This window comes from Streptomyces sp. NPDC027962 (genome assembly GCF_055566095.1).
The window spans coordinates 1-22357 of the sequence record NZ_JBVHTA010000005.1 but is presented as its reverse complement, the minus strand read 5'-3'; the positions used below and the strand labels follow the sequence as shown (position 1 = coordinate 22357).

Below are 22357 nucleotides of genomic sequence, written 5' to 3'. Positions count from 1 at the left end.
GGGGTGACTCGAAAGGGGGGGGGGGAGGGTGGGGGGGGGTGGGAGGGGGGGGGTTTGGGGAGGAGGGCACTTGGGGGAGGGGGTGGGGGGGGGGAGGCCCCCCACACCACCCGCTTCCTCAACGGGGCACTTGATGCTGACGATGAATCCGTCTACCTGACCGTCGATGATCCTGTTGGAGGTGTAGAAGCCGCTCAGCAGGTTCCCGGCGGCGTTCGAGCTGACGAGAGCGGTGCGGGAGGTGCTGCTCGGTACCGAGCCCTCCGGTCAACCTCACCAAGCGGGCCACCGCCGCTATGGCCGAGGCCCGGGACCACTTCATCGAGGCCGTGCATCCTGGTGGCACCGTGGTGACAAGTGTCAGCGGTGGTTACAGCCGCTGGTGGACCTGGGCCGGCCACAAGGCCAACGCCACGCTGGCCGCGTCGCTCGGCAAGGTCACGATGCCGGGACAGCGCATCAACGACTGCTGGATCAGGGTGAGGGAGGACATCGACGCGCGGACCTGGAAGCACGCCCTGGCCGACGCACTGAGCCGACTGTGCCTGCCCGAGATTGACGAGAAGGCGGCGAAGGGGCTGAAATTCGCCGAGGCCCTGCCGCCCCGCCTTGCCACAGCGACGCTGGCGCTCCGGTTCTCCGACCTGCGAGGGGCGGAGGCCGTACTGGCGGAGCCGACGAGGTTCGTTTCGGCTCCAGGCCGGTGAAGGGCCGGCCGCTCTTCGCGAGCCGTAGAGGGCCCGCGCCACGGCCCGGTCAGAGAGCCGGCGGCCGGTAGTCGGCGTCCCGCCACAGTGCCCGGGTGTCCGGCAGCTCCGGTCGGTCGCGGGCGTCGTCCGGTGCCCAGACGCGGACCGGCCCGGCGCCCCTGGTGTCGAGGGGCTGCCACCCGGGGTCGCCGGTGGCGGCGAAGTCGGCCCACGCCGTGACCATGTCCCGCGACAGGCGGTCGTCCGCGGGGGAGGGCGGGCCGCCGATGAGGAACTCGACGGCCTCCAACTCGTGGTTGCCGAACGCGAAGGGCACGTCGGCACAGTGCCAGGCGCGCACTTCGCCATGCGGGCCTGCACGCCGCCGGTCGAAGCGGGACAGGAACGTCCGGCCGCCGGTACGTGCGTGCGACTCGGCGAGGCGGCTGCTGTACTCGCCGAAGGTCAGGTCGCCGAGGACGGCGAGGTAGACGTCGAGCACGGGGGCGTCCGGCATGAGGGCGCGGTAACCGGCCACCAGGCCGTCCGGCAGGCCGAAGTCCCTCGCGAAACAGTCGAGTTGCTCTGCGGTCGTCACTTTCGCGCTGCTGCCCACGGCGTCCAGGAGCCGGTACTCCTCGGTGGTGTGACACACCAGCAGGTCCACGCCGGCACCGGCGCCTGCCGCGACCGCCGCGAGCGGCTCCTCGGACAGGACGTCCCCGTCGACGACCGGTCCGTAGATCACCGGGTCGTAGTGGAGATGACCGGACGCCGGATCGCGACGGTAGCCGTCCACCACCTCGTCCGAGGCGGCGACCAGAGCCCGGGGCGAAGCGCCCGCCAGGGCGTCGGCCGTGGCCGGAACGCACGCCGCGGCGGCCACCCGCGCCGTGACCTCCTGGGCCAGCGCGGTCGAGAAGCAGGGGCCGACGGCGCTGTGGGCGATCGCCCGGCGGAACAGCCCCTCGGTTCGGTCCATCACCATCAGGCATGCCACGGAGGTGGCTCCGGCGGACTGCCCGGCCGCCGTGACATTGTCCGGGTCACCGCCGAACGCACCGATGTTGTCCCTGACCCAGCGCAAGGCGGCGGCCTGGTCCAGCAGTCCCCGGTTGTCCGGAGCTCCGGGCACGTGCCCGAACCCCTCGAACCCCACCCGGTAGTTGACCGTCACCACGACCAGCCCGCCGTCGCGGGCGAGGGCGGCGCCGTCGAAGTCGGGCTGCGCGGAGGAGCCGAAGGTGTACGCGCCGCCGTGGATCCACACCAGGACCGGCCGAGGGGACGCGTCGCCCGGCGGTACCCACACGTTGAGCGTCAGCACGTCCTCGTCACCGGGGGCCCACGTCGGTGCCCCCGGCAGCTCGGCCGACTGAGGGGCGACGACGCCGAAGCGGACGCACTCCCGCACGCCCTCCCAGGGCTCGACGGGTCGCGGCTGCCGGAACCGTCCGGCGCCGAACGGCGGTGCGGCGTACGGCACTCCGAGCACCGCGACCACGCCGTCGGCCGCCCGCCGCCCGCGCACCACACCGTCCGCCGTCCGGAAGACGTCCACCACAAGTACCCCCACTGCCTTTGCTGCCGGCCGGCCCGGCTCCGGACGTCCAGCATTCCACCGCCGCATGCACCGGGACCAACACCAAGATCACCCCGACACACGCACTGTGGGTGTCAATCCGGCGTTGCTGCGTCCGGGCCCGTCCCCGGTCCCGCCCGCGCTCCGGGAACAAAAGGCCCCAGGCCGTGGTTCCGCCGATCATGACGACGACGCACGAAGTGCTGCGCTACACCGCCTTCTCCGGCGACCCCGAGGGGGGCAACCCCGCCGGAGTCGTACTGGACGCCACGGCGCTCGACGATGCCGGGATGCTCGCCATCGCCGCGGACCTGGGCTACAGCGAGTCCGCGTTCCTGACCGCCCCGCCCGAAGGGTTCGGCGGCGAGCCCGGACGGGCCTTCACGATCCGGTACTTCAGCCCCAAGGCCGAGGTGCCGTTCTGCGGGCACGCCACCGTCGCCACGGCCATCGCCCTCGGCGAACGCATCGGCACCGGCGACCTGGTGTTCGCGACGCGGGCCGGCACGGTGCCGGTGACCGTGAGCGAGGAGGGCGGGGCGCTGCGCGCCACCCTCACCACGGTCGAGCCGCACAGCGAGGCCATCGCGGACGCGGACCTCGCGGAGGCGCTGGCCGCGCTCGACTGGCCGGCCGCGGACCTCGACTCCGCGCTGCCGCCCCGTATCGCCTTCGCGGGCGCCCGGCATCTGGTGCTCGGCGCCGCGACCCGTGAGCGGCTGGCGGACCTCGCGTACGACTTCGAACGCCTCGAGGCCCTGATGCGCCGTCTCGACCTGACCACGGTGCAGTTGGTGTGGCGGGAGTCGGAGAGCGTCTTCCACGTGCGTGACCCGTTCCCGGTGGGCGGCGTGGTGGAGGACCCCGCGACGGGCGCGGCGGCGGGTGCCTTCGGCGCGTACGCACGAGAGATCGGCCTGGTCCCCGAGTCCGCCGTGCTCACCCTCCACCAGGGCCGGGACATGGGCCGCCCAGGGACACTGACCGTGGAACTGCGCGCCGGTGACGGGCGGGTGCGGGTGTCGGGAACGGGGACGCGGATCACCTGACACCCCGCGGCGAAGCCACGCGGGGGCTGCTCCTATGCTGCCGGTCATGACCGGTGACCCCATCGAGCTCGTGATCTTCGACTGCGACGGTGTCCTCGTGGACAGCGAGCGGATCTGCGTGGAAGTCGACGCCGTGATCATGGCCGATCTCGGAGCCGCGTTCACCGAGGCCGAGATCATCGAGCGGTTCGTCGGATCGTCCGCGGAGGTCTACACGGCCGCCGTGGAGGAGCGCCTCGGCCGACGGCTGGAGAAGGGCTGGCAGCAGCGGTACGAGCACCTCTACGACGCCGCCTTCGCCGCTCGGTTGACCGCCGTCGACGGAGTCCCCGAGGTCCTGTCCCATCTCACCCCGCCCGTCTGCGTGGCCTCCAACGGACAACACGACGGCATCCTCAGAAGCTTGCGGATCACCGGCCTCGAGGAGCGTTTCGAGGGCCGGGTGTTCAGCGCCGCCGACGTGTCCAGGGGCAAGCCCGCGCCGGACCTGTTCCTGCATGCCGCCCGCACCCTGGGTGTGGAGCCCGGCCGGTGTGCGGTGATAGAGGACAGCGCGTACGGAGTACGGGCCGCCCGAGCCGCCGGAATGCGGGCCTTCGGCTATTGCGGCGGTCTGACTCCGGCCGCGCGTCTGGAAGGGCCCGGCACCGTCGTCTTCGACGAGATGCGCGACCTGCCCCGACTGCTGGCTGCGCAGCCCTGAGTCCGGCACCCCCGTCGAGCTCGTGCCTAGAACGACGTCTCGCGCACGCTCGCCCGGTCCGACGGGACCGTCGTCGCCGTGATCTCGGAGCGGTGGCGGGCGGCCGAGAAGGTCGCCGTCAGGGTCTGCGGCTCGCTCTGGGTCGTGCTCACCGTGAAGCCCTCGTTCGGCACTGCCGAGATGAGGCACACCCCGCCGCTGCCGAAGCGCACGGTCGCCTTGCCGCCCTGGGAGGAGATGGTGTGCACCCCCGAGCCACCCTGCTCGCAGCCCGTGCCCGCCCCCTGCCCCCCTCCTTGGGGGGGTGGATCCGCGGGAGGAGCTTGAGGGGGAGCGGTGGTGCGGGCAGCAGGGGTCGGTGTCGCCGTGCGCGGCTTCTCGGACGCCTTGGACGGCGAGGGCTTGGGTGCGCTCGGCTTCGGACTCGGGCTGCGGGACGGGCTGGGGCTCGGTGTCGCGGAGGCCCGCGGCGCCGCCGCGAAATCCTTCGGGGCCGACTGCGCGACCGGCGCCGTCGGCCTGGTCGAACCCACCACGAAATGGACCGTGATCATCACGGCCGTGACGCTGGCTGCGGTGCACGACAGCCAGATGAGGAGGTAGCGCAGGAGGCGGGACACGACACCATAGTGACGGACCGGCTAACGTGCGCTCTCATGGCCTCCGTACTTGTCGTCGAAGACGACCCTGTCATCCGGGCCGCGCTGATCGAGGTCCTCACCGGACACGGGTACGCGGTGAAGACCGCCCATCAGGGCTTCGAGGCGCTGCGCGAAGTCACCCAGGGCCCGCCCGACATCGTGGTGCTCGACCTGGGGCTGCCCGACCTCGACGGGCTCGACGTGCTGCGCATGATCCGCGGCATCTCGCGGGTGCCCGTCCTGGTCGCCACGGCGCGTGACGACGACACGGAGATCATCAGGCTGCTCAACGCCGGGGCCGACGACTACATGGTCAAGCCCTTCTCCGGCGGACAGCTCGCGGCCAGGCTCGCCGCAGTGCTGCGACGCTCGGCGCCGGCCGCGGCGGACGGCCGGGACCGGCAGCCGGTCGTGCAGGTCGACGACCTCAGGATCGATCCGCAGGCCCGGACGGCGCACCTCGCGGGCAGTGAACTGGCCCTCACCCGCAGGGAATTCGATCTGCTCGCGTATCTCGCGGCCAACGCGGACCAGGTCATGTCCCGCCAACGCATACTCGCGGAGGTGTGGCAGCAGCCCTATCTGGAGGACCAGACGGTGGACGTCCATCTCTCCGCGCTGCGCAGGAAACTGGGCGAAAAGCCGTCCGCACCCCGCTACCTGCACACTGTGCGCGGGATCGGGATCAAACTGGTCACCTCGCCCTCATGAGACGCGCCCTCGCCGGGATCGCGCTGGCCGTGACGTCGATGGTCGCGCTGTCCTTCCTCATCCCTCTCGCCCTCCTGGTGCGTGAACAGGCACGTGACCGGGTGACCACCGCGGCCGAGCAGCGGGCCTCCGCCCTCTCGCCGGTCCTCGCCCTGACCACAGAGCGGGGCGACGTCCAGCAGGCCGTGGCCGAGATCGGCTCGCGCGACCAGTTGGTCGTACGCCTTCCCGACGGCGGTCTCGTCGGCAGCCCGCACGCGCCGAAGGAAGCGCTGGACCGTGCCGTGCGGAAGCGGGAGACCCTCGCGATGGACACCGCCGAGGGCTGGGTCTATCTCCAGCCCGTCGTGCTGCCGCAGGACCGGGTCGCCGTCGTCGAGGCGTATGTGCCCGCCGCGGACCTGACCCGCGGCGTGTGGGCGTCCTGGGGCGTCATGTCGCTGCTCGCGCTGGGCCTGGTGGGCGGCTCCGTGCTGGTGGCGGATCGGCTGGGGGCCCGGGTGGTCCGCTCCTCGCAGAGCCTCAAGCGGGCCTCGCTGGCGCTGGGCTCCGGCGACCTGGGCATACGCGTGGCACCCGACGGGCCGCCGGAGCTGCAGGACGCCGGGGCCGCGTTCAACACGATGGCCGACCGTGTCGTCGAACTGCTCGCGATCGAACGCGAGATGGTCGCCGACCTCTCGCACCGGCTGCGGACCCCGCTCACCGCGCTGTACCTGGAAGCGGACCTGATGGGTGCATCGCCCGGCGCCCGGCGTATCGCCAAGGCAGTGGCCCAGCTGGAGACCGAGCTCGACTCCATCATCACCGCGGCCCGCACCCCGCTCGCCGCGGGACCGGCCGCCGGGCTCGCGGCGGGGCGGCCCTGCGAGGCGACGGAGGTCGTCGCGATGCGACTCGACTTCTGGTCGGTGCTCGCCGCTCAGCAGGACCGGGTATGCGAACGCTCCTTCACCCCTCGCCCCACCCCCGTACGGTTTCCGGAGGACGACCTCGCCGCCGTGGTGGACGCCCTGATCGGGAACGTCTTCCGGCACACGCCGCAGGGCACCGCCTTCGCCGTACGAGTCGAACGCACCGACCGGCATGTGCTGCTGACGGTGGAGGACGCGGGCCCCGGTGTCGCCGACCCCGGGGCGGCGTTGACCCGCGGCGTCAGCGGGGGCGGCGGGGGAGGGACGGGGCTGGGCCTGGACATCGTGGCACGCGCGGCCGGCGCCGCCGGCGGGGAACTGCAGATCAGCAGGGCCCCGATGGGCGGGGCTCGGGTGCGGGTGTCGTTCGGTCTGGCGTGATTCGGGCGGCCGGAAGTGGTCGGAAATGATCTCGGACGTGTCCCCTCTCACGTGACGCGCGCGATCGGCGCGTGAGCTGGGGTGACCCGGAGTAGCCCGGTCGGGTCTCGGCTGTCAAGAGGCGTGACGCTCACGAATGTTTAACGAATCACAGACTTTTGCGCCTCCGTGGTGTCAGAGTGACTCAAGAGGCCGGAGTTACTGACCAGTTGGGCCAGTTCTGCAGTTCTTCAGTTCTGCGGTCCCGTAGTTCCGTATGGCCGAAGTCGGGCAGGAACCCACCCGGTTCTCCCGTCACCCCCGGTACCACCGATCCCCTCGGTACCACTGGCTACGCCGGTCCCACCGGTCAACCCCGTGCAGCACGGTCCGCCGTGCCGCAGCTGCTCCGCCTCCGAGCGGTCCGTCGACTTCCGCGCGGCCTCCCAGCGAGACCCGCGTTCGCACATGACCATCCCCCCACCGCGCGCCGATGGGCGCGCCGGAGGACACCCCCTATGCACATGCTCATGAAAAACGCCCGCGCCTTCCGGCACCGGGCTGCCGCCCGTGCCGAGGAGTTCGGCCGGCTCGCGGACGGCCAGTCACCCCAGGCGCTGTTCATCACCTGCTCCGACTCGCGTGTGATTCCCACGCTGATCACGGGAGCCGGCCCCGGCGAGCTGTTCGAACTCCGCACGGCGGGCAGCATCATCCCCGAACACGCCCCCGACCGGCACTCGAGCGAGGCGGCCACCATCGAATACGCCGTCGAAGTGCTCGGGGTCGCCGACATCGTCGTCTGCGGCCACTCCCACTGCGGTGCCGTGGGCGCGATGGCGCGCCGCGAGGATCTTTCCGCCGTTCCGGCGGTCCGCGGCTGGCTGGAGAGTGCGTCACCCCCGCCCCTGTTCACCGACTCCTCCGGCCCCGCCGTCGCCGAGGCCGTCAAGCACCATGTGCTGCGCCAGCTGAGGCGGTTGAGCGAGTATCCGTGCGTCGCCCGACGGACCGAGCAGGGACGACTGAACCTGCACGGCTGGTTCTACGAGATAGACACCGGTTCCGTGCTCGTCCACCGACCGCACGACGACGCGTTCCTTCCGCTGTGAGCGTCGACACCGTCCGCGAACGCGGAAACCGCGGACGCCACCGGAAGGCAGCACCGCAGCGCACAGAACGACCGTCCGCCTCGACCCTGCGAGCCGACCTCACCGCGTCCGTCGTCGTCTTCCTGGTCGCCCTCCCGTTGTGCGTGGGCGTGGCCGTGGCATCCGGCGTCCCGGCCGAACTCGGCCTGGTCACCGGCATCGTCGGCGGCCTGGTCACCGGCTTGCTCCCGGGAAGCAGCCTCCAGGTCAGCGGACCCGCCGCCGGTCTGACCGTCCTTGTCCTGGAAGCCGTCACCGAATTCGGACTCGGGGCACTGGGCGTCTTCGTCCTGGCGGCGGGCGTGCTCCAACTGGGCATGGGAGCACTGCGGATGGGCCGCTGGTTCCGCGCCATCTCCATCGCCGTCGTGGAGGGCATGCTGGCCGGGATCGGCCTCGTGCTGATCGCCGGGCAGCTCTACGCCATGACCGACGCGAAGGCGCCCGGCTCGGGTCCGGCCAATCTCTGGGGTCTGCCCGGACTGCTCGTGCGTACGGTCGGCTCGCCCGGGGCGCTGACAGCCTTCGCCCTCGGCGCGGCAACCGTCGTGCTGATGGCGCTGTGGAAGCATCTGCCGCCCAAGGTCCGCCTGGTGCCCGCGCCGCTGGCCGCCGTCGCTCTGACCACCTCCGCCGTCGCGCTGTTCCAACTGCCCGTGAAGCGCGTCGACGTGCAGGGGCTGCTGGGCGCGATCCGGCCGCCGTCCCTGGACGACCTCGGCCGGATCACGGACGTCGGCGTGGTCGGTGCGATCGGAACGGTCGTCGCCGTCACACTCATCGCGTCGGCGGAGAGCCTGTTCAGCGCCGCTGCCGTCGACCGGCTGCACAGCGGACCCGGCACCGACTACGACAAGGAACTGATGGCGCAGGGGGCCGGCAACACGCTGTGCGGCGCTCTGGGGGCGCTGCCGATGACCGCTGTCATCGTGCGGAGTGCGGCGAACGTTCAAGCCGGTGCGCGGACCAAGGCGTCACGGGTGATGCACGGCGTGTGGCTGCTGCTCTTCGCGGCACTCGTACCGGCTGCGCTCGGTCTCATACCCGTTGCCTCGCTCGCCGGCATCCTGGTCTTCTCCGGATGGAAGCTCATTCCCCTGAAGGAACTGGGGCCCTTGTGGCGCGAGCACCGGGGAGAGGCCCTGATCCTGATGGCGACCGCGCTCGCCATCGTCGCAACCAACATGTTCGAGGGCGTGCTGGCCGGGCTGCTGCTCGCCATCGCGAAAACGGCGTGGGAGACATCCCATGTCCAGGTGCACGTGGACGAGGGCTCAGACCCCGACGGCCCCCTGCGTGTCGTCCTCTCCGGCAACGCGACCTTCCTCAGGCTCCCCCGGATCCTGGACACCCTCGAACGGCTGCCCGCAGACCGGCACATCGAGCTCGACCTGCTCGGCCTGCGGCATCTGGATCACGCATGCAGCACTGCTCTCACCAACTGGGCCGACCGGCACAACAAGGAGGAGGGGGCCGCCGCCCGCCTGCTGATGCCCGCAGCCTGACGGTGAGGGTCGCGCAGGCACGGTCCGTACGGTGCCCTGAGGGAGCGCTGTGCGGGCCGGGCCGAGCGGCGAACGCGCTGTGGCGAGCGGGCCGTCAGCACGACCCCGTCGTGAGCTGCCGCGGAGCTGCTAGCGCCCGGCGCCGAAGTTCTGCGTCCACCACGGGCCGCCGTCCCCGAAGTGGACGCCGACGCCGAGCTCCTTGAAGGAGCAGTTGAGTATGTTGGCGCGGTGGCCGGGGCTGTTCATCCACGCGTTCATGACGGCAGCGGCGTCGGCCTGCCCCCGGGCTATGTTCTCGCCCAGCGTCGACCACTTGTAGCCCGCGGCCTCGACCCGGCTGGTCATCGTGGAGCCGTCGGGGCCGGTGTGGGACATCACGCCGCTGCGGGCCATGACGTCGCTGTAGTTGTCGGCGGCCCGGGTGAGCTCCGCGTTGGCGGTGACCGGCGAGCAGCCGGCAGAGGACCGCTCCTGGTTGACGAGCGCGAGGACCTGGGCCTCCGCACCGTTCGCGTCGGAGCCGCCTCCGGATCCCGACCCGGACCCCGACCCTGATCCGCCGGACGACGAGGCAGGGCGGTCGCCACCGCCGGAGCCGCTCGTTCCGCTGTTGCTGCCCGTCGGCTTCTCCGTTGCCGTCCGCTTTGCGGTCTTGGAGGCGGTCGACGGGCTTGCTGTTCGCTTCGGCTCGGCGGACGCGGTGACGCTCGGACTCGGTGACGCGCTCGCGCTCGGTGTTCCCGATGGCGTGGCGAGCGGCGACGCGCTGCCCGTCGTGGCGTCCTCGTCACCGCCGCCGGGAATCTCTGCGGCGTTGGTGTCCACACGTCCAGCCGCTCCGCCCTCGTCCCCGCCTGTCGTGGCGAGGGTGGCCCCGACACCGGCGGCGACCGTGATCACGCCCAGCGCCAGCACGGCGCCACGGGCGCGCAGCCCGGTCTTGGGCCGGGCGTGCGAGTGGGCGTTGGAACGAGCGGCTCGTCGAGAACCCATGCGTAGGACACCTCGGAAGGAAGACGACTGTGCGGTCGTGATCCCGGCGGGCGCAGCCGCGCCCGCCGGGATCACGGTGGGGGGTTGTCGAGATCGTAGGCCGGTTCGAACCGCGGAAGCCCTCTCGTGGCCGTTCTTCAAGAAGCCATAAGAAAGCCATCAGGCTGAGTGAAGGTACGGCGTCCCTTCTGTGTGGGCTCGCGGCCGTCTTGTGGCGACCGCCATGCTGTGGGATACAGGTCTGGACCAATGCTCGTCGTCCGTACGCGGAGGCCCGACCGTGCAACGTCCCCCCATTCTCCTCGCGTTGGCCTGCTCGGCCGCCCTGCTCCTCACCGCCTGCGGAGCCGAGGACGAAAAGGACAGCGAACTCCCCTCCACGCCGTCCGGAGTGACCGCGCAGGCCGGCAGCGCCACCTCAGTGCACGTCATGTGGGACAAGTCCTCCGACAACAAGGCGGTTACCGGCTACGAGGTCTACCGCAAGGGGGCCAAGGTCGCGGGCCTGTCGGGCGGCAGACACATGGTCGACGTCGACGGGCTGGCGCCGGAGACGGCTTACAGCTTCACCGTGCGGGCGCGCGACGCCGCCGGGAACCTGTCCGCCCCCAGCACCGCGATATCCGTCACCACTCCGGCCCAGGCGCCGGACGACCGCAAGGCACCGACGAGCCCGGCCCAGGTCGAGGGGCGTGTGGAAGGAGCCACCACGGTGTCCCTGACCTGGGAACGCGCCACGGACGACACCGGCGTCACCTCCTACGACATCTACCAGGAGGGCTCCCGCGTCCACAGCGTGAGCGGTGACGCGACCACCGCCCGCGTCACCGGCCTGCGGCCCGGCACCGTCTACACCTTCACCGTCCGGGCCCGTGACGTCGCCGAGAACTCGTCGCCGGACAGCAACTCCGTTGACCTCACGACCCCTTCGGCACCGGGCGACGACACCCCGAACACCGCGCCGACCGACCTCCAGGCGACCGTCCGCAAGGGGAGCATCGAGCTGAAGTGGACACCACCGCGGACCGGCGCCCCGGTCAAGGAGCACCAGCTCTATCTGAACGGCAAGCCGGCGACCACGATCGTGTGGGGCACCGGACCTCCCGCCGGGACGGCCGCCTACACCATGACCGTGACCGACAAACCCGGCACCCCCTACAGCATCAAGCTCCGGGCCAAACTGCCGGACGGCAAATGGGGCGACTTCTCGGCGCAGCGCACAGTGGTGGTCCGCTGACGAAGCCGTGCCGAGCCCCCAGGCCGCGCCAGGCCCCCACGTCGTGCACATCCCTACTCCACTACGCGCGCGTGACGCCGTCGAGTCGTGCCGCGCATCCGCGTCACTGCAGGGAGATTTCCTCGCCCTTTCCGCGTTCACGTGCTGCGCCGAGGACCAGCGCCGCCGCCGCGGCGTCCTGCACGGAGACGCCCACCGACTTGTAGAGGGTGATCTGCTCCGGCGCGGTGCGCCCGGGGCGGCTGCCGGTGATGAGTTCGCCCAACTCGGCGTGCACGTGCCCGGCCGTGATCAGTCCGTCGCGGATCGGGCTCAGCAGGTCGTTGCTGCCGGCGGGGAAGGGGGCCAGCGCGGCCTGCCGCGACTCGACGCACACGAGAGACTGGACGACCGTGGCGTCGTCGACCTCGCGTCCGGCCGAGTTGTACCCCACGGAGGTGACGTGCGCCCCCGGCGCCAGCCATTCCCGCCGTACCACCGGCTCCTTCGCGTGCGTGGCCGCGGCGACCATGTCCGCGCCGTCGAGCGCCTCCGCGTAGGTGGCCACCGCCCGCACCTCGACCCCCGACATTTCCGCGGCCCCCGACGTCTCCGTCAGTGAGGAAAGCTCGGCAGCCAGGGCGGCCGCCTTCTCCGGGGCGCGCCCCGCGACGCGGATCTCCCGGATCGGGCGGACGAGGCACATGGCGTGGGCGTGGGCGCGGGCCTGCACACCCGTTCCCAGGATCGCCAGGACCGTCGAGTCCTCCCGGGCCAGCAGCTGTGCCGAGAGCGCCGAACAGGCACCGGTACGCGCTGCCGTGATGGCCGTTCCGTCCAGAAGGGCGACAGGCTCACCCGTCTCCGGATCGAAGACGGCGATGAGCGCCTGGTGGGTCGGCAAGGGGGTCCCGGCGTTCTCCGGGAAGAGGGACACCAGCTTGCTCACGAGGGCTCCCGCCGACGGCACGAACCCGGGCATGGCCGCGAGGAATCCACTGCGACCCGGCACCAGCGCGGCGGTGCGCGGGGGCACCGAGGCGTGACCCGTGCTGAGGTCCGCCATGGCGGAGCCCAGGGCGTCGATCAACCCGCCCATGTCGAGCAGCTCCTCGACCTGCGAACGTCCCAGGACAAGCATGCCCACCCACCTCCCGAACGCGGCCGTCCGAACCGCGGCCGCTCCCGCCAAGACTCACACCTGCCGCCGCGGCGGCGACGCGCCGCTGTGCCGACGTGCTGAGGGAGCTCCACCTGAGGGGTGCGCAATTGTCGGACCCCCTCGCCAGGTTGAGGGGCATGACGCATGCCGAGTGTAAGACCGAGAAGATCAAACCGCGTCAGTTCCACGAAGCGCCGGCGTCGAGGACGGACGTGTACTGGGCGAATGAACGTGCACGAATTTCCGTACCGGTCCGTTCGCGGCCGGCGCTTCGGAGGACCTCGTCGACCCGCACCGGCGCGCTGCGCCGTTCTGCTTCCCGCAGATGGACGCACCCCGCCCCTGATCCTGGTCCCGCAGGCGGGCGCTCGCCTACTGGGGCGCGGACAGCTCGGCGCTTTCCCCGCCCCGGGGCGGCGTGGACGTGGGGGCTTGCGTGGACGTGTGGGCTTCGAGGGCCTCCCTTTGCGCGCCGACCTTGCCGTGGTGCGGCGACGAGGCCAGGAGGTCGAGGACGAGTGCCGCCGTCCAGCCGAAGTCGCGGGTGCCGCGCGCCTCGCCGGTGAACGGGTCCACGTACTCGGCGAAGTCGCAGGTACGGGCGGCGGCCAGCATGGAGGTGCGCAGCCGGTCGGCCGCCTCGATCCGCCCGTACTGGCGAAGGCCCTGCTCCAGCAGCCAGTTCACGTTGAACCAGGCGGGCCCGCGCCAGTAGCGGGACGGGTCGAAGGCAGAGCCGTCGAAGGCGTACGACGGCGCCATCAGGACCTCACCGAGCCGGAAGCCCGGACCCATCGCCGTGGCGAACAGCGCGTCCGCGATGCTCCGGGGCAGACCAGGAACGATGAGGGGGACAAGTCCGGCGACGCTCCGCTCGGGGACGAGCGCGTCGCCGACGAGGTCCCGGCACAGGAACAGGCCGTCGGCGGGCGACCACAGCCGCTCGACCAGCGCTTCGGTCAGACGCGCCGCCCGGTCCTCGTGGGGCAGGGGGTCCGCACCCGTCTCGGCGGCGATATGTGCGAGGGCCAGCTCCGAGACGATCAGCAGCGCGTTGACGGTCGGGTCCTCGACGGCGAACGTGTGATGGCCGGCCGTGTCCGAGTAGCCACTGTCCCGGTAGTCGGCGGCGAGCCGCACATACCGCCCGTAGTCCAGGTCCGTCGGGCGTTCGGCGGCCTGCCCGTGGTCGAGGTCGGCGCGCCGGTACGAGCCCGGGTCGACCGGATCGACCCGCTGCAGCGGACCGTCCCAGCACGGGCTGTTGTCCATGCCCGGCTCCCACGGGTGGACCACCGCGGACAGCCCGCCGCCGCTCAGGTCGCGGGGACCGGTCAGGTAGTCGTGCCAGGCCGCGAGCCGCCCGTAGATCCGGGGCAGGAACCCACGCCGACGCGACACCTCGGGGTCGGCCTGGTGCACCAGCCACGCGGCGAGGGCGTGCACCGGAGGCTGCACGATGCCCGAGGTCTCGATGCCGGCCGGGGCACCCGCCGTGGCGCCCGCCCGTGAGGAGCGCCAGAAGTCCGGGCCGGGGAAGTACGCGTCGAGGGGCACCGCCGGATTGAAGACGATGTGGGGAACGCGTCCGTCGCCCCACTGGGCGCCGAGGAGCGTTTCCAGCTCGCGCTGCGCCCGCCGCACCGACAGATGGCGCAGCCCGATGGCGATGAACGCCGAGTCCCAGCTCCACTGGTGCGGATACAGCCCCCGGGAGGGAACGCTCGAATCGCCCCTCCAGTTCGAGAGCAGAACCCGTGCCGCGCCGCGCCGAAGGGTCAGGTCTTCGGAAGCGGCGGGCAGGGGCGTCCGGACGAGCGACGTCATGCCGGCGACCCTCCCGCCGGCCCCTGCGGGCGCGCGGGGGCTGAGCGGGCGGCTGTGAACGGGGCGACACGCTCCACGGGGGCTCCGGAAAGACTGGCTGGCGGTGCTGCTCGGGGCCGACGGCGAAGATTTTCTCCGCGCGGTGGCTTACCGACAAGCAAAAGTAACGCCGAAATGTGCACTGAAGGGATGTACGTGGCGAAAAACACAGAGTGGCGCGGGCATGGCGACCGCCCGGCTCGGCGCTCCCGCCGACGGCCACCCCTGTAGGGCCGCGGCGGCGTGGCGGGCGCCCCGTAAGGCCGCCGCCGCGTGACGGGGTAGCCCGACGGGGCGCGGGGCGCGGCGCGGACCCGAACGCTATCTTCACCCTTGTGTACTCGACGCGAGTCTCCCGGCACATCAAGGCGTCGCGGCCGGCCGTCTACCGGGCGCTTCTGGACGCGGCGGCGGTCGCGCAATGGCGGGTGCCGGACGGCATGACCAGCGACGTGCATGAGTTCGACCCCCGGGAAGGCGGGAGGTTCCGCGTCTCGCTCACCTACGACGCGCCGGACGCCACCGGCAAGTCGGCCGGGCAGACCGACACGTACCACGGCCACTTCGCGACGCTCGTTCCCAACGAGAAAGTGGTCGAAGTGCTGCGGTTCGAGACCGCGGACCCCGCCCTCGGCGGCACGATGACGATGACGACCACGCTCACCGAAGCACCCGGCGGCGGCACTGACGTGCTCATCGTGCACGAAGGGATCCCCGACGTCGTCCCCGCCGCCGACAACGAGACCGGGACCCGCACGGCACTCGCCCACCTCGCCCGACTCGTCGAGGCGGACGAGCAGCCCGGGCTGACGACGGGTTAGCCTCGTGGTGCTGATCACCGCTTCTCAACAGGGGGTTTCACGTATGAGCGGAACAGTGGTCGCTGTCAGCAGCAACGACGTGTACTCGTTCAGCAAGCCGAACCGGGCCAGCATCAGGCTGCTCGCCGGACTCGGTGTGGAGGGGGACATCCACGCCGGCGTGACGGTCAAGCACCGTTCGCGCGTCGCGCAGGACCCGACCCAGCCGAACCTGCGCCAGGTCCACCTCATACATGAGGAGCTCTTCGCCGAGGTCGGCGAGGAAGGTTTCGAGGTGGTACCGGGAGCGCTCGGCGAGAACATCACCTGCCGCGGAATCGACCTGCTCGCTCTGCCGGCCGGCACGTTGCTGCGTATCGGCGAGGCAGCGGTGGTGGAGGTCACCGGCCTGCGCAATCCGTGCCTGCAGATCGACAACTACCAGGACGGCCTGCTGAAGCAGGTCGTCGGCCGCGACGAAGCCGGGACCATTGTGCGCAAGGCCGGAATCATGAGCGTCGTCAGCGAGACCGGCACGGTCCGCCCGGGCGACACCATCACGGTGGAACTTCCGGCGGAGCCGCACCGGCCGCTGGAACGGGTCTGATCGGCGGGAGGCACGCGGAGCGCCGGGCGTGCGGTCTGGCCGTACGCCCGGCGCCGATCGGGCCGCTCCCTTTCCTCAGGAGGTCAGCAACGGCTGCAGGAACTGGCCGGCCCTGCCGTGCCAGAAGATGTCGAGGCTGTCTCGGGCTCGTGTCGCCGCGACGAAGAGCAGTATCCGGCCACGTAGTGTGCGGCTCTCACCCGCACCGAGGACATTCGCGCCGCCGTCGACGACGTCCGGCGCCAGGGGTGCCTAGCGGGATGCCGTCTCGCCCACGTCGACCACCTCAGAGTCTTCTCGGCGGATCCGCTCGACGCCCCAGGCGCCGAGCGGCTCGAGCGCTTTATTGAGCGTGTGCCCGTGCTCGGTCAGGGAGTACTCCACCCGAGGTGGCACCTCGGCGTAGACCTTCCGGTGCACAAGACCGTCTTCCTCCATCTCACGCAGGTGCTGGGTCAGCATCTTCTCGCTCACTCCTGGCAGACCGCGGCGGAGCTCGGCGAAGCGGCGTATGCGATGGGTGTCGAGTTCCCAGAGGATCAGCCCCTTCCACTTGCCGCTCACCACGTCGAGCGCGGCGTCGACGCCGCAGATGTAGGGCCCGCACCTCGGCGCCTTCGCCATCACTGATCGCCCCTTACGAAAAGGTAAGTACCGCAGTAAATAGTGGGTACTACCGAGAATAGTGGCACTCTCCGAGCATGGGGGAGTGAACGAACAAGAGACCCGCAACACCATGCAAGGCAGCGCTGTCACTGTGATCGGGCTGGGCCCGATGGGACAGGCCATGACCCGGACCCTCCTCGCCCGGGGCCACCGGGTCACCGTCTGGAACCGCACCGCCGCACGGGCCGACGGTGTCGTCACCGACGGAGCGACGCTCACGGCGACGCCCGGCGAGGCGGTCGAGGCGAGCGACCTGGTCATCCTCAGCCTCACCGACTACCAGGCGATGTACGGAATCCTCGACGGCGCCACCGGATCACTCGCCGGCCGGACTCTCGTCAATCTGAGCTCGGACACTCCCGACCGCACCCGCGAGGCAGCGGCCTGGGCGGCGGACCACGGCGCCGCCTTCCTCACCGGCGGCGTCATGGTGCCGGCGCCCATGGTCGGCACGGAGGCGTCCTACGTCTACTACAGCGGCCCGAAGGAGGTCATGGAGCGCCACCGGGCGGCGTTGACACCGCTCGGCGCAGCGAAGTATCTCGGTGAGGATCCGGGCCTCGCACAGATGATGTACCAAGCCAACCTCGCGGTGTTCCTCACCACTCTGTCCGGACTGATGCACGCCACCGCGATGCTGGGCAACGCGGAGATGAAGGCCCAGGAGGCGCTACCGGAGTTGCTCGCCCTCACCGACTCGATCGGCGCCATGCTGCGGGCCGGCGAAGAGAGCCCGGGCGCCGCACTGGATGCCGGAGAGCACCCCGGCGACCTCAGCACGGTCACCATGATGGGCGCGACGGCCGACCACATCGTCGACACCAGCAGGTCTCTCGGCCTCGACCTCGCCCTCCCACTGGCTGTCCAGGCTCACTACCGGCGCGCGGTCGAGGACGGACACGGCGGTGACAACTGGACCCGCATCATCGACGGTATCCGAGCACCACGCTGAACCGACCGGCCTGCAGGCCTTGGTCGGGCGGCTGTTGCGGCGCGTCCTTGACCTGCAGGCCCTGGTCGGGCGGCTGTTGCGGCGCGTCCTTGACCTGTTGGGCCCGCGTCGACTTCGCTCCGGCGGCGCTGCGGGCCGATCTGGCGGGCGAGCGGACGGCCCCCGCCTACCTGTATTGGGCTTCGGGCCTGCTGGACCGGGCGGCGGATCTGATGACGGAGTCGGCAACGCTGGTGCATGACAACGATGTAGGCTCCGCCACCTCGCGCGCACTGACTGCTGCAGAGAGCATGGCATCCAGGCCAAATAAGCAGGACTCCGTGGGTGGTTCATGAGCAAACTGCGGTCATGCCCGGCCGAGTTGGTGACAGCGGGTGAGATTTGGATGAGCTCTACCTGCGACTCGGCCGGGCCGCACGTGCGCCGTGGATGGTCGACGGAGTTGCTGCCGAACCGCAGGAAAGATGGCGGGTTCACGAGACGGGTCGATCCGGGAAGCTGCCAGCGCACGTCGCAATAACCTGATTATCGGCCATGGAGTCTGTGACGCCAGATGGTCGCCGACACGGGCCTGAGTCGTCCCCGCCCGCCAACCGATTGGCGCAGGCACCCGAGGGTCTCTTCCCTGACGTCGAGCGATTTCGGACAAGCCTTCGATTGCTCGCTCTGTAGCTGATCTTTCACTGTTAGTGTCGCAGGGCGATCGCCTGGCGCGGCCGGTCATGGCTGCGCCGCTCTGGGGGGAGGCGAGCGCACCTCCCTCCGCCTGCCCATGTGCGCCCGCCCGGGCGTCATTGAAAGAGAGGGAAGAGTATGCATGCCAAGAGCCGTCGTCTCGCTCGTTGCCTTGTTGTGGGAGCCGCGCTTGCCGGCTTCGCCGGGACCGCTCCTGCCTTTGCCGAAGGCAGCTGGAGCTCGTACATAGACAACTGGACACCCGGTGATGAGTCGCGGCGCTGGTCTGACCGCAACAGTGACAGCGTGAGCACCTCGGTCTCCTTCTCCGGATGCAGCACGGACAGAGGCTTCACGGCAGCTGGCCTGATCCTCTGGAAGGACCAGTTCGGGCCCGATGACAACCAGGGCTTCAAGACCAACTACTGCAACACGTCCTATTGGGGCGACAAGTCCAGCGGGACCTACTACTTCGAGGTCGACGGCTTTACGCATCCCAACTACCTGGATGTTCGCTCCGTCGTGACCAGGTACTGACGCCATACTAAGGGTGTCCCGGCGCGCCCACGCCGGGACACCCCCGCATCGCCCGTCCTCGATTAATGCCGTCCTGCCCTGCCGGATCGGCGGATTGTGCTCCACATGGCTCTGGTCTTTACTGATCTCTGCTTCCGCTACGGACGCAAGACGGATGTCTTCACCGATCTCGACTTGCGCATCGACAGTCCGGCCACGGTTCTGCTCGGCCCTAACGGTGCAGGCAAGTCCACTCTGATGGCTCTGGCGGCATCCCAACTGACGCCCTCAAAAGGGCGGGTCAGCTGGTGCAATGTCACGCCGAGTGCACGGCGGGACCGGAAAGCATATCGCAAGGCGGTCGCCTGGATCCCGCAGCAGATCACGCCCGTCCCCGGCTTGACCGTCCGTGAACAGGTCGCCTACGCCGGATGGCTCAAGGGTATGTCGCGTACCGTTGCTTGGGAAGCGTCTGCTCGTGCCCTTCAGCGGGTCCGTCTAGGCGAGTTGAGTGATCGCAAGAGCCACCAGGTATCCGGTGGCCAGCTGCGCCGCATGGGCATTGCCGGAGCCCTAACGCACAGCAGCGAATTGATCCTGATGGATGAACCGACTGCGGGCCTCGACCCTCAGCAGCGGTCTGTTTTCCGTTCACTCGTCGAAGAGCTCGCTGAGAACGTGCAGGTACTCGTGTCCACTCACCAGACTGAGGACCTCGCCGACCTCTACAGCCATGTTGTCGTCCTCGACCGCGGCACCATCCGATTCCAGGGCACCACCGCTGACTTCCATGCCCTAGCCGCCGGCGCTGACACGCCTCGAGGTCAAGCGGAAGCCGCCTACGCCCAGCTCGTGGGGCAGGAGGTCTGACCGATGCTGATGCGCACCACCTTCCGCTCCTCTTCTGCCACGTACCTGTTGCCGTTCCTGATCGGCTTCGTGTTTGCCGCACTCGGCGACGACCTGTCAGCATGGGTTACTCCTCACTACTGGCCCTCGGCCACTGGCAGTTCCACCTTCGCGCTTCCCTTTGTCAGCGCCGCTTGCGCCGCGACCGCAGCATGGGAAGGAGCCCGTCTGCAACGCGGAGGAGTCTTCGATCAGGCGGCCGTCCGTGGTCCGCTGGCGATCACCCTGCCCATACTGCTTCCCGTGACGGTCATGGGCATCCTCGGAATGGGCACAGCATTGCTGCTGTCCGCCTCGGCCGCCGACATCGGTCTCGGGGTGCCCCACCCCGGCATCATTCTGATCGTCCTTGCCGTCCTGGCGGCCAATACCCTTGCCGGTTACCTCCTCGGCCTCAGGATGTCCGGCGTGCTGGCAGCACCTCTCGCGCTCATCGCCAGCTTCTTCCTCAACGCCTACCCCTCCTCCTGGAACATCTACTGGCTCCGTCACGTTGTTGGAGGGGGGGTCGACAGCTGCTGCTCCGCTGACACCACGCTCGACAACCGAGCCTTGTGGAGCGCCGCCATTTTCACGGCGTCTGTCGGTCTGGCCGCCGCTCTGACCATCCAGCGACGAGGCCAGGCAAGCGCCCGAATCGTTGCTGTCGCCGTTGTAGGGGCAGGGTTCGCCATCGCTGCTTTCGCGGCTCGCGACCTCGGACCCGAGCCGCTCCAGGCGCGCCAATCCAGCGAGCTGGTCTGCGAGGGGCAACAGCCCGAGATCTGTCTGTGGCCGGAAGTTACAGACCGCCCTCTCGTACAGCGCGAGGCCACAAAGGCAGCAGACCGTCTGCGCGAGGCGGGCGTCAGCGTTCCTGACATCCTCACCATGGCTCGCAAGCCGTCCGCCGGACAATCGAAGCTCGGAATTCCGACCAATCCCCGCATTATTGACATCCCCTCAGGTGTCGCCTCTGGGCTGCTGCCTCAGCCCCCCGCCTGCGCGTTGAACGGCGAGCCGTACCCGGCCATCGAAGCCGCCGGACCGGTCGCGGCCTGGCTCTACGCCACCGCTGGCGAGCCCGCCGACAGCATCGCCGGTCGATTCGGGCCGAAGGAAGCCGGCCTTGCCGCAGCCGTCATGAAAGAGCCCCGTCAAGCACAGCTCGACTGGTACGAGCGCAATCGCCAGGCCATGAAGTCCTGCAGCACACGGCCACACCTCGCCATCGGCAAGGACGCAAGATGATCTGGTGGCTCAAACTCCGGGCAGTGCCCGCACTTGCCGCAGGTACCACCGCGACCTTCTGTATCGGCCTGCTCGTCGGCAGCTCGGAACTCCCCGTCCCTGCGCTAGCAGGCCAGGCCGGGCACTTCCTCGTAGGGCACCTCATCACCCTGCTCCCCGGCGTCCTTCTGCTTTATGGAACCGCTCGTGCAGACCAGCGCACAGAGAGCATCTCCACACGCTCTCTACCGTCTTGGGATACCACCCTCGCAGTGGGAACAGCCGTGGTGGCCATGACGGCAGCAGTCCTCTGTCGCCTGTTTTGGCCCACGGACATCGCTATGGTCCTCGGCCGCAACATCGCGGGATATATCGGCCTGGCACTGCTGCTGACACCTATCCTCGGACACCGAGTAGCAGGCGCCGCCCTCGCAAGCGTGCCGCTCATCTGCGCAGCGGCCGGCTGGGGTTCAGGCGGACGACCGAGGCCGTGGGCCTGGCTGCTCTACCCAGGTGATTCCCTTCCAGCCCTCGCCGTTGCCCTCGCAGTACTTTGCGTCGGCGCGGCCACTGTCCTGATCGGGAGAGGCACTACTCCCCTGATCTCAAAAATCCAGTAATCCCTGGCCGCCTGGCTCAGAGCACGCGGGGCTACTGGCTCAACAAGGCACCGAAACCGAAAGGATCAGCTCGTGAATATCATTGGACAGCGCGCCGTACGAGCAGCAGTTACGGGTGCGGCGATATTGTCTTTCTCCGCCGTGACACCTGCCCATGCTGAGGGTAGCTGGTCCTCGTACATATCAAACTGGATTGCCCAAGATGAGTCGCGGCGTTGGGATGACCGAAACACGGATAGCCTCAGTACCTCCGTCGGTCTGAGCGGCTGCTCTTCATCGCCCACATCATTCAGATCTGTCACCCTGGCGGTTTACAAGGACGTATTTGGTCCCGATGACAACAAGGGCAACAAGGACAACACCTGCGGCACGAGCTACTGGGGTGACCTGTCCTCGGGGGCATACTACTTCTCCGCTGAGCTGATCAACAAGAACGCCACTGGGTACCGGTTCTCGGCGAGTGCCGTATACGTCAAGTATTAAGAAGCGGTGAAGCAGTGAGAGTGAGGGTCTCGATGCCGTTTCGGTATCGGGACCCTCCGCGCTGACCAGTTCAATGTGCCGACAGTCATGTGCGGGGCGCAGGCGAAAGTGCGTCTGGCGGGACTTGACGAGGAAAGCATCGAGGCCCTGTTCATTACAACCTTCGGGCTGCCGCTGGAAAAGACATACTCTGAACCACCGCATCGCAGCCCCTGAGCCTCGATCCACCGCGTAGCGGCCGAGCTGTGGATGGAGAAACAGGAAGAGGTGCCCGCTGACTTGGGATGATGGGAGTTCCTACGCTTCCATCAGACCCGAGCAAGAGGGCACCTCGTAAGTGAAATCGTCCCACAGTCCGGCAGCGACCTTCGCTGC

21 protein-coding genes and 1 pseudogene are annotated in these 22357 nt (G+C 69.6%); 15 read left to right on the top strand and 7 right to left on the bottom strand.

Translation table 11 applies throughout. The annotated features are described in order from the left end of the window. The first annotated feature begins 296 nt into the window (after positions 1-296). The gene (locus ACZ4SA_RS06210) at positions 297-707 is read left to right on the top strand and encodes a hypothetical protein (RefSeq protein ID WP_468270392.1); all 411 of its coding nucleotides are present in this window, start codon (positions 297-299) and stop codon (positions 705-707) included. A 49-nt stretch (positions 708-756) separates the two neighbouring features. On the opposite strand, the gene ACZ4SA_RS06205 is transcribed toward ACZ4SA_RS06210, so the two are convergent. Continuing rightward, positions 757-2250, bottom strand: a complete 1494-nt coding sequence (locus ACZ4SA_RS06205; RefSeq protein ID WP_468270797.1) for a carboxylesterase/lipase family protein — start codon at positions 2248-2250, stop codon at positions 757-759. Positions 2251-2453: 203 nt separating this feature from the next. On the opposite strand from ACZ4SA_RS06205, the gene ACZ4SA_RS06200 reads away from it, so the two are divergent. Then, positions 2454-3320 carry a PhzF family phenazine biosynthesis protein gene (locus ACZ4SA_RS06200; protein ID WP_468270390.1) on the top strand — a complete coding sequence of 289 codons (867 nt, stop codon included), beginning with the start codon at positions 2454-2456 and terminating at the stop codon, positions 3318-3320. A 46-nt stretch (positions 3321-3366) separates the two neighbouring features. Then, entirely contained in the window at positions 3367-4023 is a 657-nt protein-coding gene (locus tag ACZ4SA_RS06195) for an HAD family hydrolase (protein ID WP_468270389.1), read from the top strand. A gap of 26 nt (positions 4024-4049) precedes the next feature. Here the strand turns inward: ACZ4SA_RS06195 and ACZ4SA_RS06190 are convergent, their stop codons facing one another. Next, positions 4050-4271 carry a hypothetical protein gene (locus ACZ4SA_RS06190; RefSeq protein WP_468270387.1) on the bottom strand — a complete coding sequence of 74 codons (222 nt, stop codon included), beginning with the start codon at positions 4269-4271 and terminating at the stop codon, positions 4050-4052. A gap of 91 nt (positions 4272-4362) precedes the next feature. Between ACZ4SA_RS06190 and ACZ4SA_RS06185 the strand changes: the two genes are divergently transcribed. The 5 genes from ACZ4SA_RS06185 (at position 4363) to ACZ4SA_RS06165 (ending at position 9305) form a co-directional block, all read left to right on the top strand. Beyond that, positions 4363-4626: a hypothetical protein gene (locus ACZ4SA_RS06185; protein ID WP_468270385.1), complete on the top strand. Its 264-nt coding sequence runs from the start codon at positions 4363-4365 to the stop codon at positions 4624-4626. Positions 4627-4679: 53 nt separating this feature from the next. Beyond that, positions 4680-5375 carry a response regulator transcription factor gene (locus ACZ4SA_RS06180; protein WP_468270383.1) on the top strand — a complete coding sequence of 232 codons (696 nt, stop codon included), beginning with the start codon at positions 4680-4682 and terminating at the stop codon, positions 5373-5375. After that, entirely contained in the window at positions 5372-6670 is a 1299-nt protein-coding gene (locus ACZ4SA_RS06175) for an ATP-binding protein (protein WP_468270381.1), read from the top strand. The genes ACZ4SA_RS06180 and ACZ4SA_RS06175 overlap by 4 nt, the downstream gene beginning before the upstream one ends. A 497-nt stretch (positions 6671-7167) precedes the next feature. Beyond that, positions 7168-7761: a carbonic anhydrase gene (locus ACZ4SA_RS06170; protein ID WP_468270379.1), complete on the top strand. Its 594-nt coding sequence runs from the start codon at positions 7168-7170 to the stop codon at positions 7759-7761. Next, positions 7758-9305 carry a SulP family inorganic anion transporter gene (locus tag ACZ4SA_RS06165; protein ID WP_468270377.1) on the top strand — a complete coding sequence of 516 codons (1548 nt, stop codon included), beginning with the start codon at positions 7758-7760 and terminating at the stop codon, positions 9303-9305. The genes ACZ4SA_RS06170 and ACZ4SA_RS06165 overlap by 4 nt, the downstream gene beginning before the upstream one ends. A gap of 129 nt (positions 9306-9434) precedes the next feature. Here ACZ4SA_RS06165 and ACZ4SA_RS06160 read toward each other — a convergent pair whose 3' ends face one another. Then, on the bottom strand, positions 9435-10301 hold the full coding sequence (locus ACZ4SA_RS06160) for a CAP domain-containing protein (protein WP_468270375.1): 867 nt from the start codon (positions 10299-10301) through the stop codon (positions 9435-9437). A gap of 280 nt (positions 10302-10581) precedes the next feature. On the opposite strand from ACZ4SA_RS06160, the gene ACZ4SA_RS06155 reads away from it, so the two are divergent. Next, complete coding sequence (locus tag ACZ4SA_RS06155) at positions 10582-11538, top strand: fibronectin type III domain-containing protein (RefSeq protein WP_468270373.1); 957 nt, start codon at positions 10582-10584, stop codon at positions 11536-11538. 103 nt (positions 11539-11641) lie between these two features. Here the strand turns inward: ACZ4SA_RS06155 and ACZ4SA_RS06150 are convergent, their stop codons facing one another. Together ACZ4SA_RS06150 and ACZ4SA_RS06145 are read right to left on the bottom strand one after the other, a co-directional pair. Continuing rightward, entirely contained in the window at positions 11642-12658 is a 1017-nt protein-coding gene (locus ACZ4SA_RS06150; RefSeq protein ID WP_468270371.1) for an ornithine cyclodeaminase family protein, read from the bottom strand. A 393-nt stretch (positions 12659-13051) separates the two neighbouring features. After that, complete coding sequence (locus tag ACZ4SA_RS06145; RefSeq protein ID WP_468270369.1) at positions 13052-14506, bottom strand: MGH1-like glycoside hydrolase domain-containing protein; 1455 nt, start codon at positions 14504-14506, stop codon at positions 13052-13054. A gap of 374 nt (positions 14507-14880) precedes the next feature. Between ACZ4SA_RS06145 and ACZ4SA_RS06140 the strand changes: the two genes are divergently transcribed. Both ACZ4SA_RS06140 and ACZ4SA_RS06135 read left to right on the top strand, forming a co-directional pair. Next, a complete protein-coding gene (locus ACZ4SA_RS06140) occupies positions 14881-15366 on the top strand; it encodes an SRPBCC domain-containing protein (RefSeq protein ID WP_468270367.1) in 486 nt (161 codons plus the stop codon). Positions 15367-15409: 43 nt separating this feature from the next. Then, entirely contained in the window at positions 15410-15952 is a 543-nt protein-coding gene (locus tag ACZ4SA_RS06135; protein ID WP_468270365.1) for an MOSC domain-containing protein, read from the top strand. Between the two features lie 75 nt (positions 15953-16027). On the opposite strand, the pseudogene ACZ4SA_RS06130 reads toward ACZ4SA_RS06135, so the two are convergent. Then, positions 16028-16135, bottom strand: a pseudogene (locus ACZ4SA_RS06130) (3'-5' exonuclease); the annotation flags it as partial. 69 nt (positions 16136-16204) lie between these two features. Further along, on the bottom strand, positions 16205-16576 hold the full coding sequence (locus ACZ4SA_RS06125; protein WP_468270363.1) for a winged helix-turn-helix transcriptional regulator: 372 nt from the start codon (positions 16574-16576) through the stop codon (positions 16205-16207). 85 nt (positions 16577-16661) lie between these two features. Here ACZ4SA_RS06125 and ACZ4SA_RS06120 point away from each other — a divergent pair, with 85 nt between their 5' ends. From ACZ4SA_RS06120 to ACZ4SA_RS06105, 4 genes are all read left to right on the top strand, one after another. Beyond that, on the top strand, positions 16662-17570 hold the full coding sequence (locus ACZ4SA_RS06120; RefSeq protein WP_468270361.1) for an NAD(P)-dependent oxidoreductase: 909 nt from the start codon (positions 16662-16664) through the stop codon (positions 17568-17570). A gap of 813 nt (positions 17571-18383) precedes the next feature. Beyond that, entirely contained in the window at positions 18384-18782 is a 399-nt protein-coding gene (locus tag ACZ4SA_RS06115; protein WP_468270359.1) for a hypothetical protein, read from the top strand. Positions 18783-18887: 105 nt separating this feature from the next. Continuing rightward, positions 18888-19631 (top strand): ATP-binding cassette domain-containing protein, encoded by a 744-nt coding sequence (locus ACZ4SA_RS06110; protein ID WP_468270357.1) that lies wholly within the window; start codon positions 18888-18890, stop codon positions 19629-19631. Positions 19632-19634: 3 nt separating this feature from the next. After that, a complete protein-coding gene (locus ACZ4SA_RS06105; RefSeq protein WP_468270355.1) occupies positions 19635-20900 on the top strand; it encodes a DUF7224 domain-containing protein in 1266 nt (421 codons plus the stop codon). The last annotated feature ends 1457 nt before the right edge of the window (positions 20901-22357 follow it).

Excerpts from the sequence above, each read along its gene's own strand:
- ACZ4SA_RS06210 (WP_468270392.1), top strand. The coding sequence starts at position 297 with ATGGCCGAGGCCCGGGACCACTTCATCGAGGCCGTGCATCCTGGTGGC.
- ACZ4SA_RS06200 (WP_468270390.1), top strand. The coding sequence starts at position 2,454 with ATGACGACGACGCACGAAGTGCTGCGCTACACCGCCTTCTCCGGCGAC.
- ACZ4SA_RS06195 (WP_468270389.1), top strand. The coding sequence starts at position 3,367 with ATGACCGGTGACCCCATCGAGCTCGTGATCTTCGACTGCGACGGTGTC.
- ACZ4SA_RS06180 (WP_468270383.1), top strand. The coding sequence starts at position 4,680 with ATGGCCTCCGTACTTGTCGTCGAAGACGACCCTGTCATCCGGGCCGCG.
- ACZ4SA_RS06175 (WP_468270381.1), top strand. The coding sequence starts at position 5,372 with ATGAGACGCGCCCTCGCCGGGATCGCGCTGGCCGTGACGTCGATGGTC.
- ACZ4SA_RS06170 (WP_468270379.1), top strand. The coding sequence starts at position 7,168 with ATGCACATGCTCATGAAAAACGCCCGCGCCTTCCGGCACCGGGCTGCC.
- ACZ4SA_RS06160 (WP_468270375.1), bottom strand. The coding sequence starts at position 10,301 with ATGGGTTCTCGACGAGCCGCTCGTTCCAACGCCCACTCGCACGCCCGG.
- ACZ4SA_RS06150 (WP_468270371.1), bottom strand. The coding sequence starts at position 12,658 with ATGCTTGTCCTGGGACGTTCGCAGGTCGAGGAGCTGCTCGACATGGGC.
- ACZ4SA_RS06145 (WP_468270369.1), bottom strand. The coding sequence starts at position 14,506 with ATGACGTCGCTCGTCCGGACGCCCCTGCCCGCCGCTTCCGAAGACCTG.
- ACZ4SA_RS06135 (WP_468270365.1), top strand. The coding sequence starts at position 15,410 with ATGAGCGGAACAGTGGTCGCTGTCAGCAGCAACGACGTGTACTCGTTC.
- ACZ4SA_RS06125 (WP_468270363.1), bottom strand. The coding sequence starts at position 16,576 with ATGGCGAAGGCGCCGAGGTGCGGGCCCTACATCTGCGGCGTCGACGCC.
- ACZ4SA_RS06115 (WP_468270359.1), top strand. The coding sequence starts at position 18,384 with ATGCATGCCAAGAGCCGTCGTCTCGCTCGTTGCCTTGTTGTGGGAGCC.
- ACZ4SA_RS06110 (WP_468270357.1), top strand. The coding sequence starts at position 18,888 with ATGGCTCTGGTCTTTACTGATCTCTGCTTCCGCTACGGACGCAAGACG.
- ACZ4SA_RS06105 (WP_468270355.1), top strand. The coding sequence starts at position 19,635 with ATGCTGATGCGCACCACCTTCCGCTCCTCTTCTGCCACGTACCTGTTG.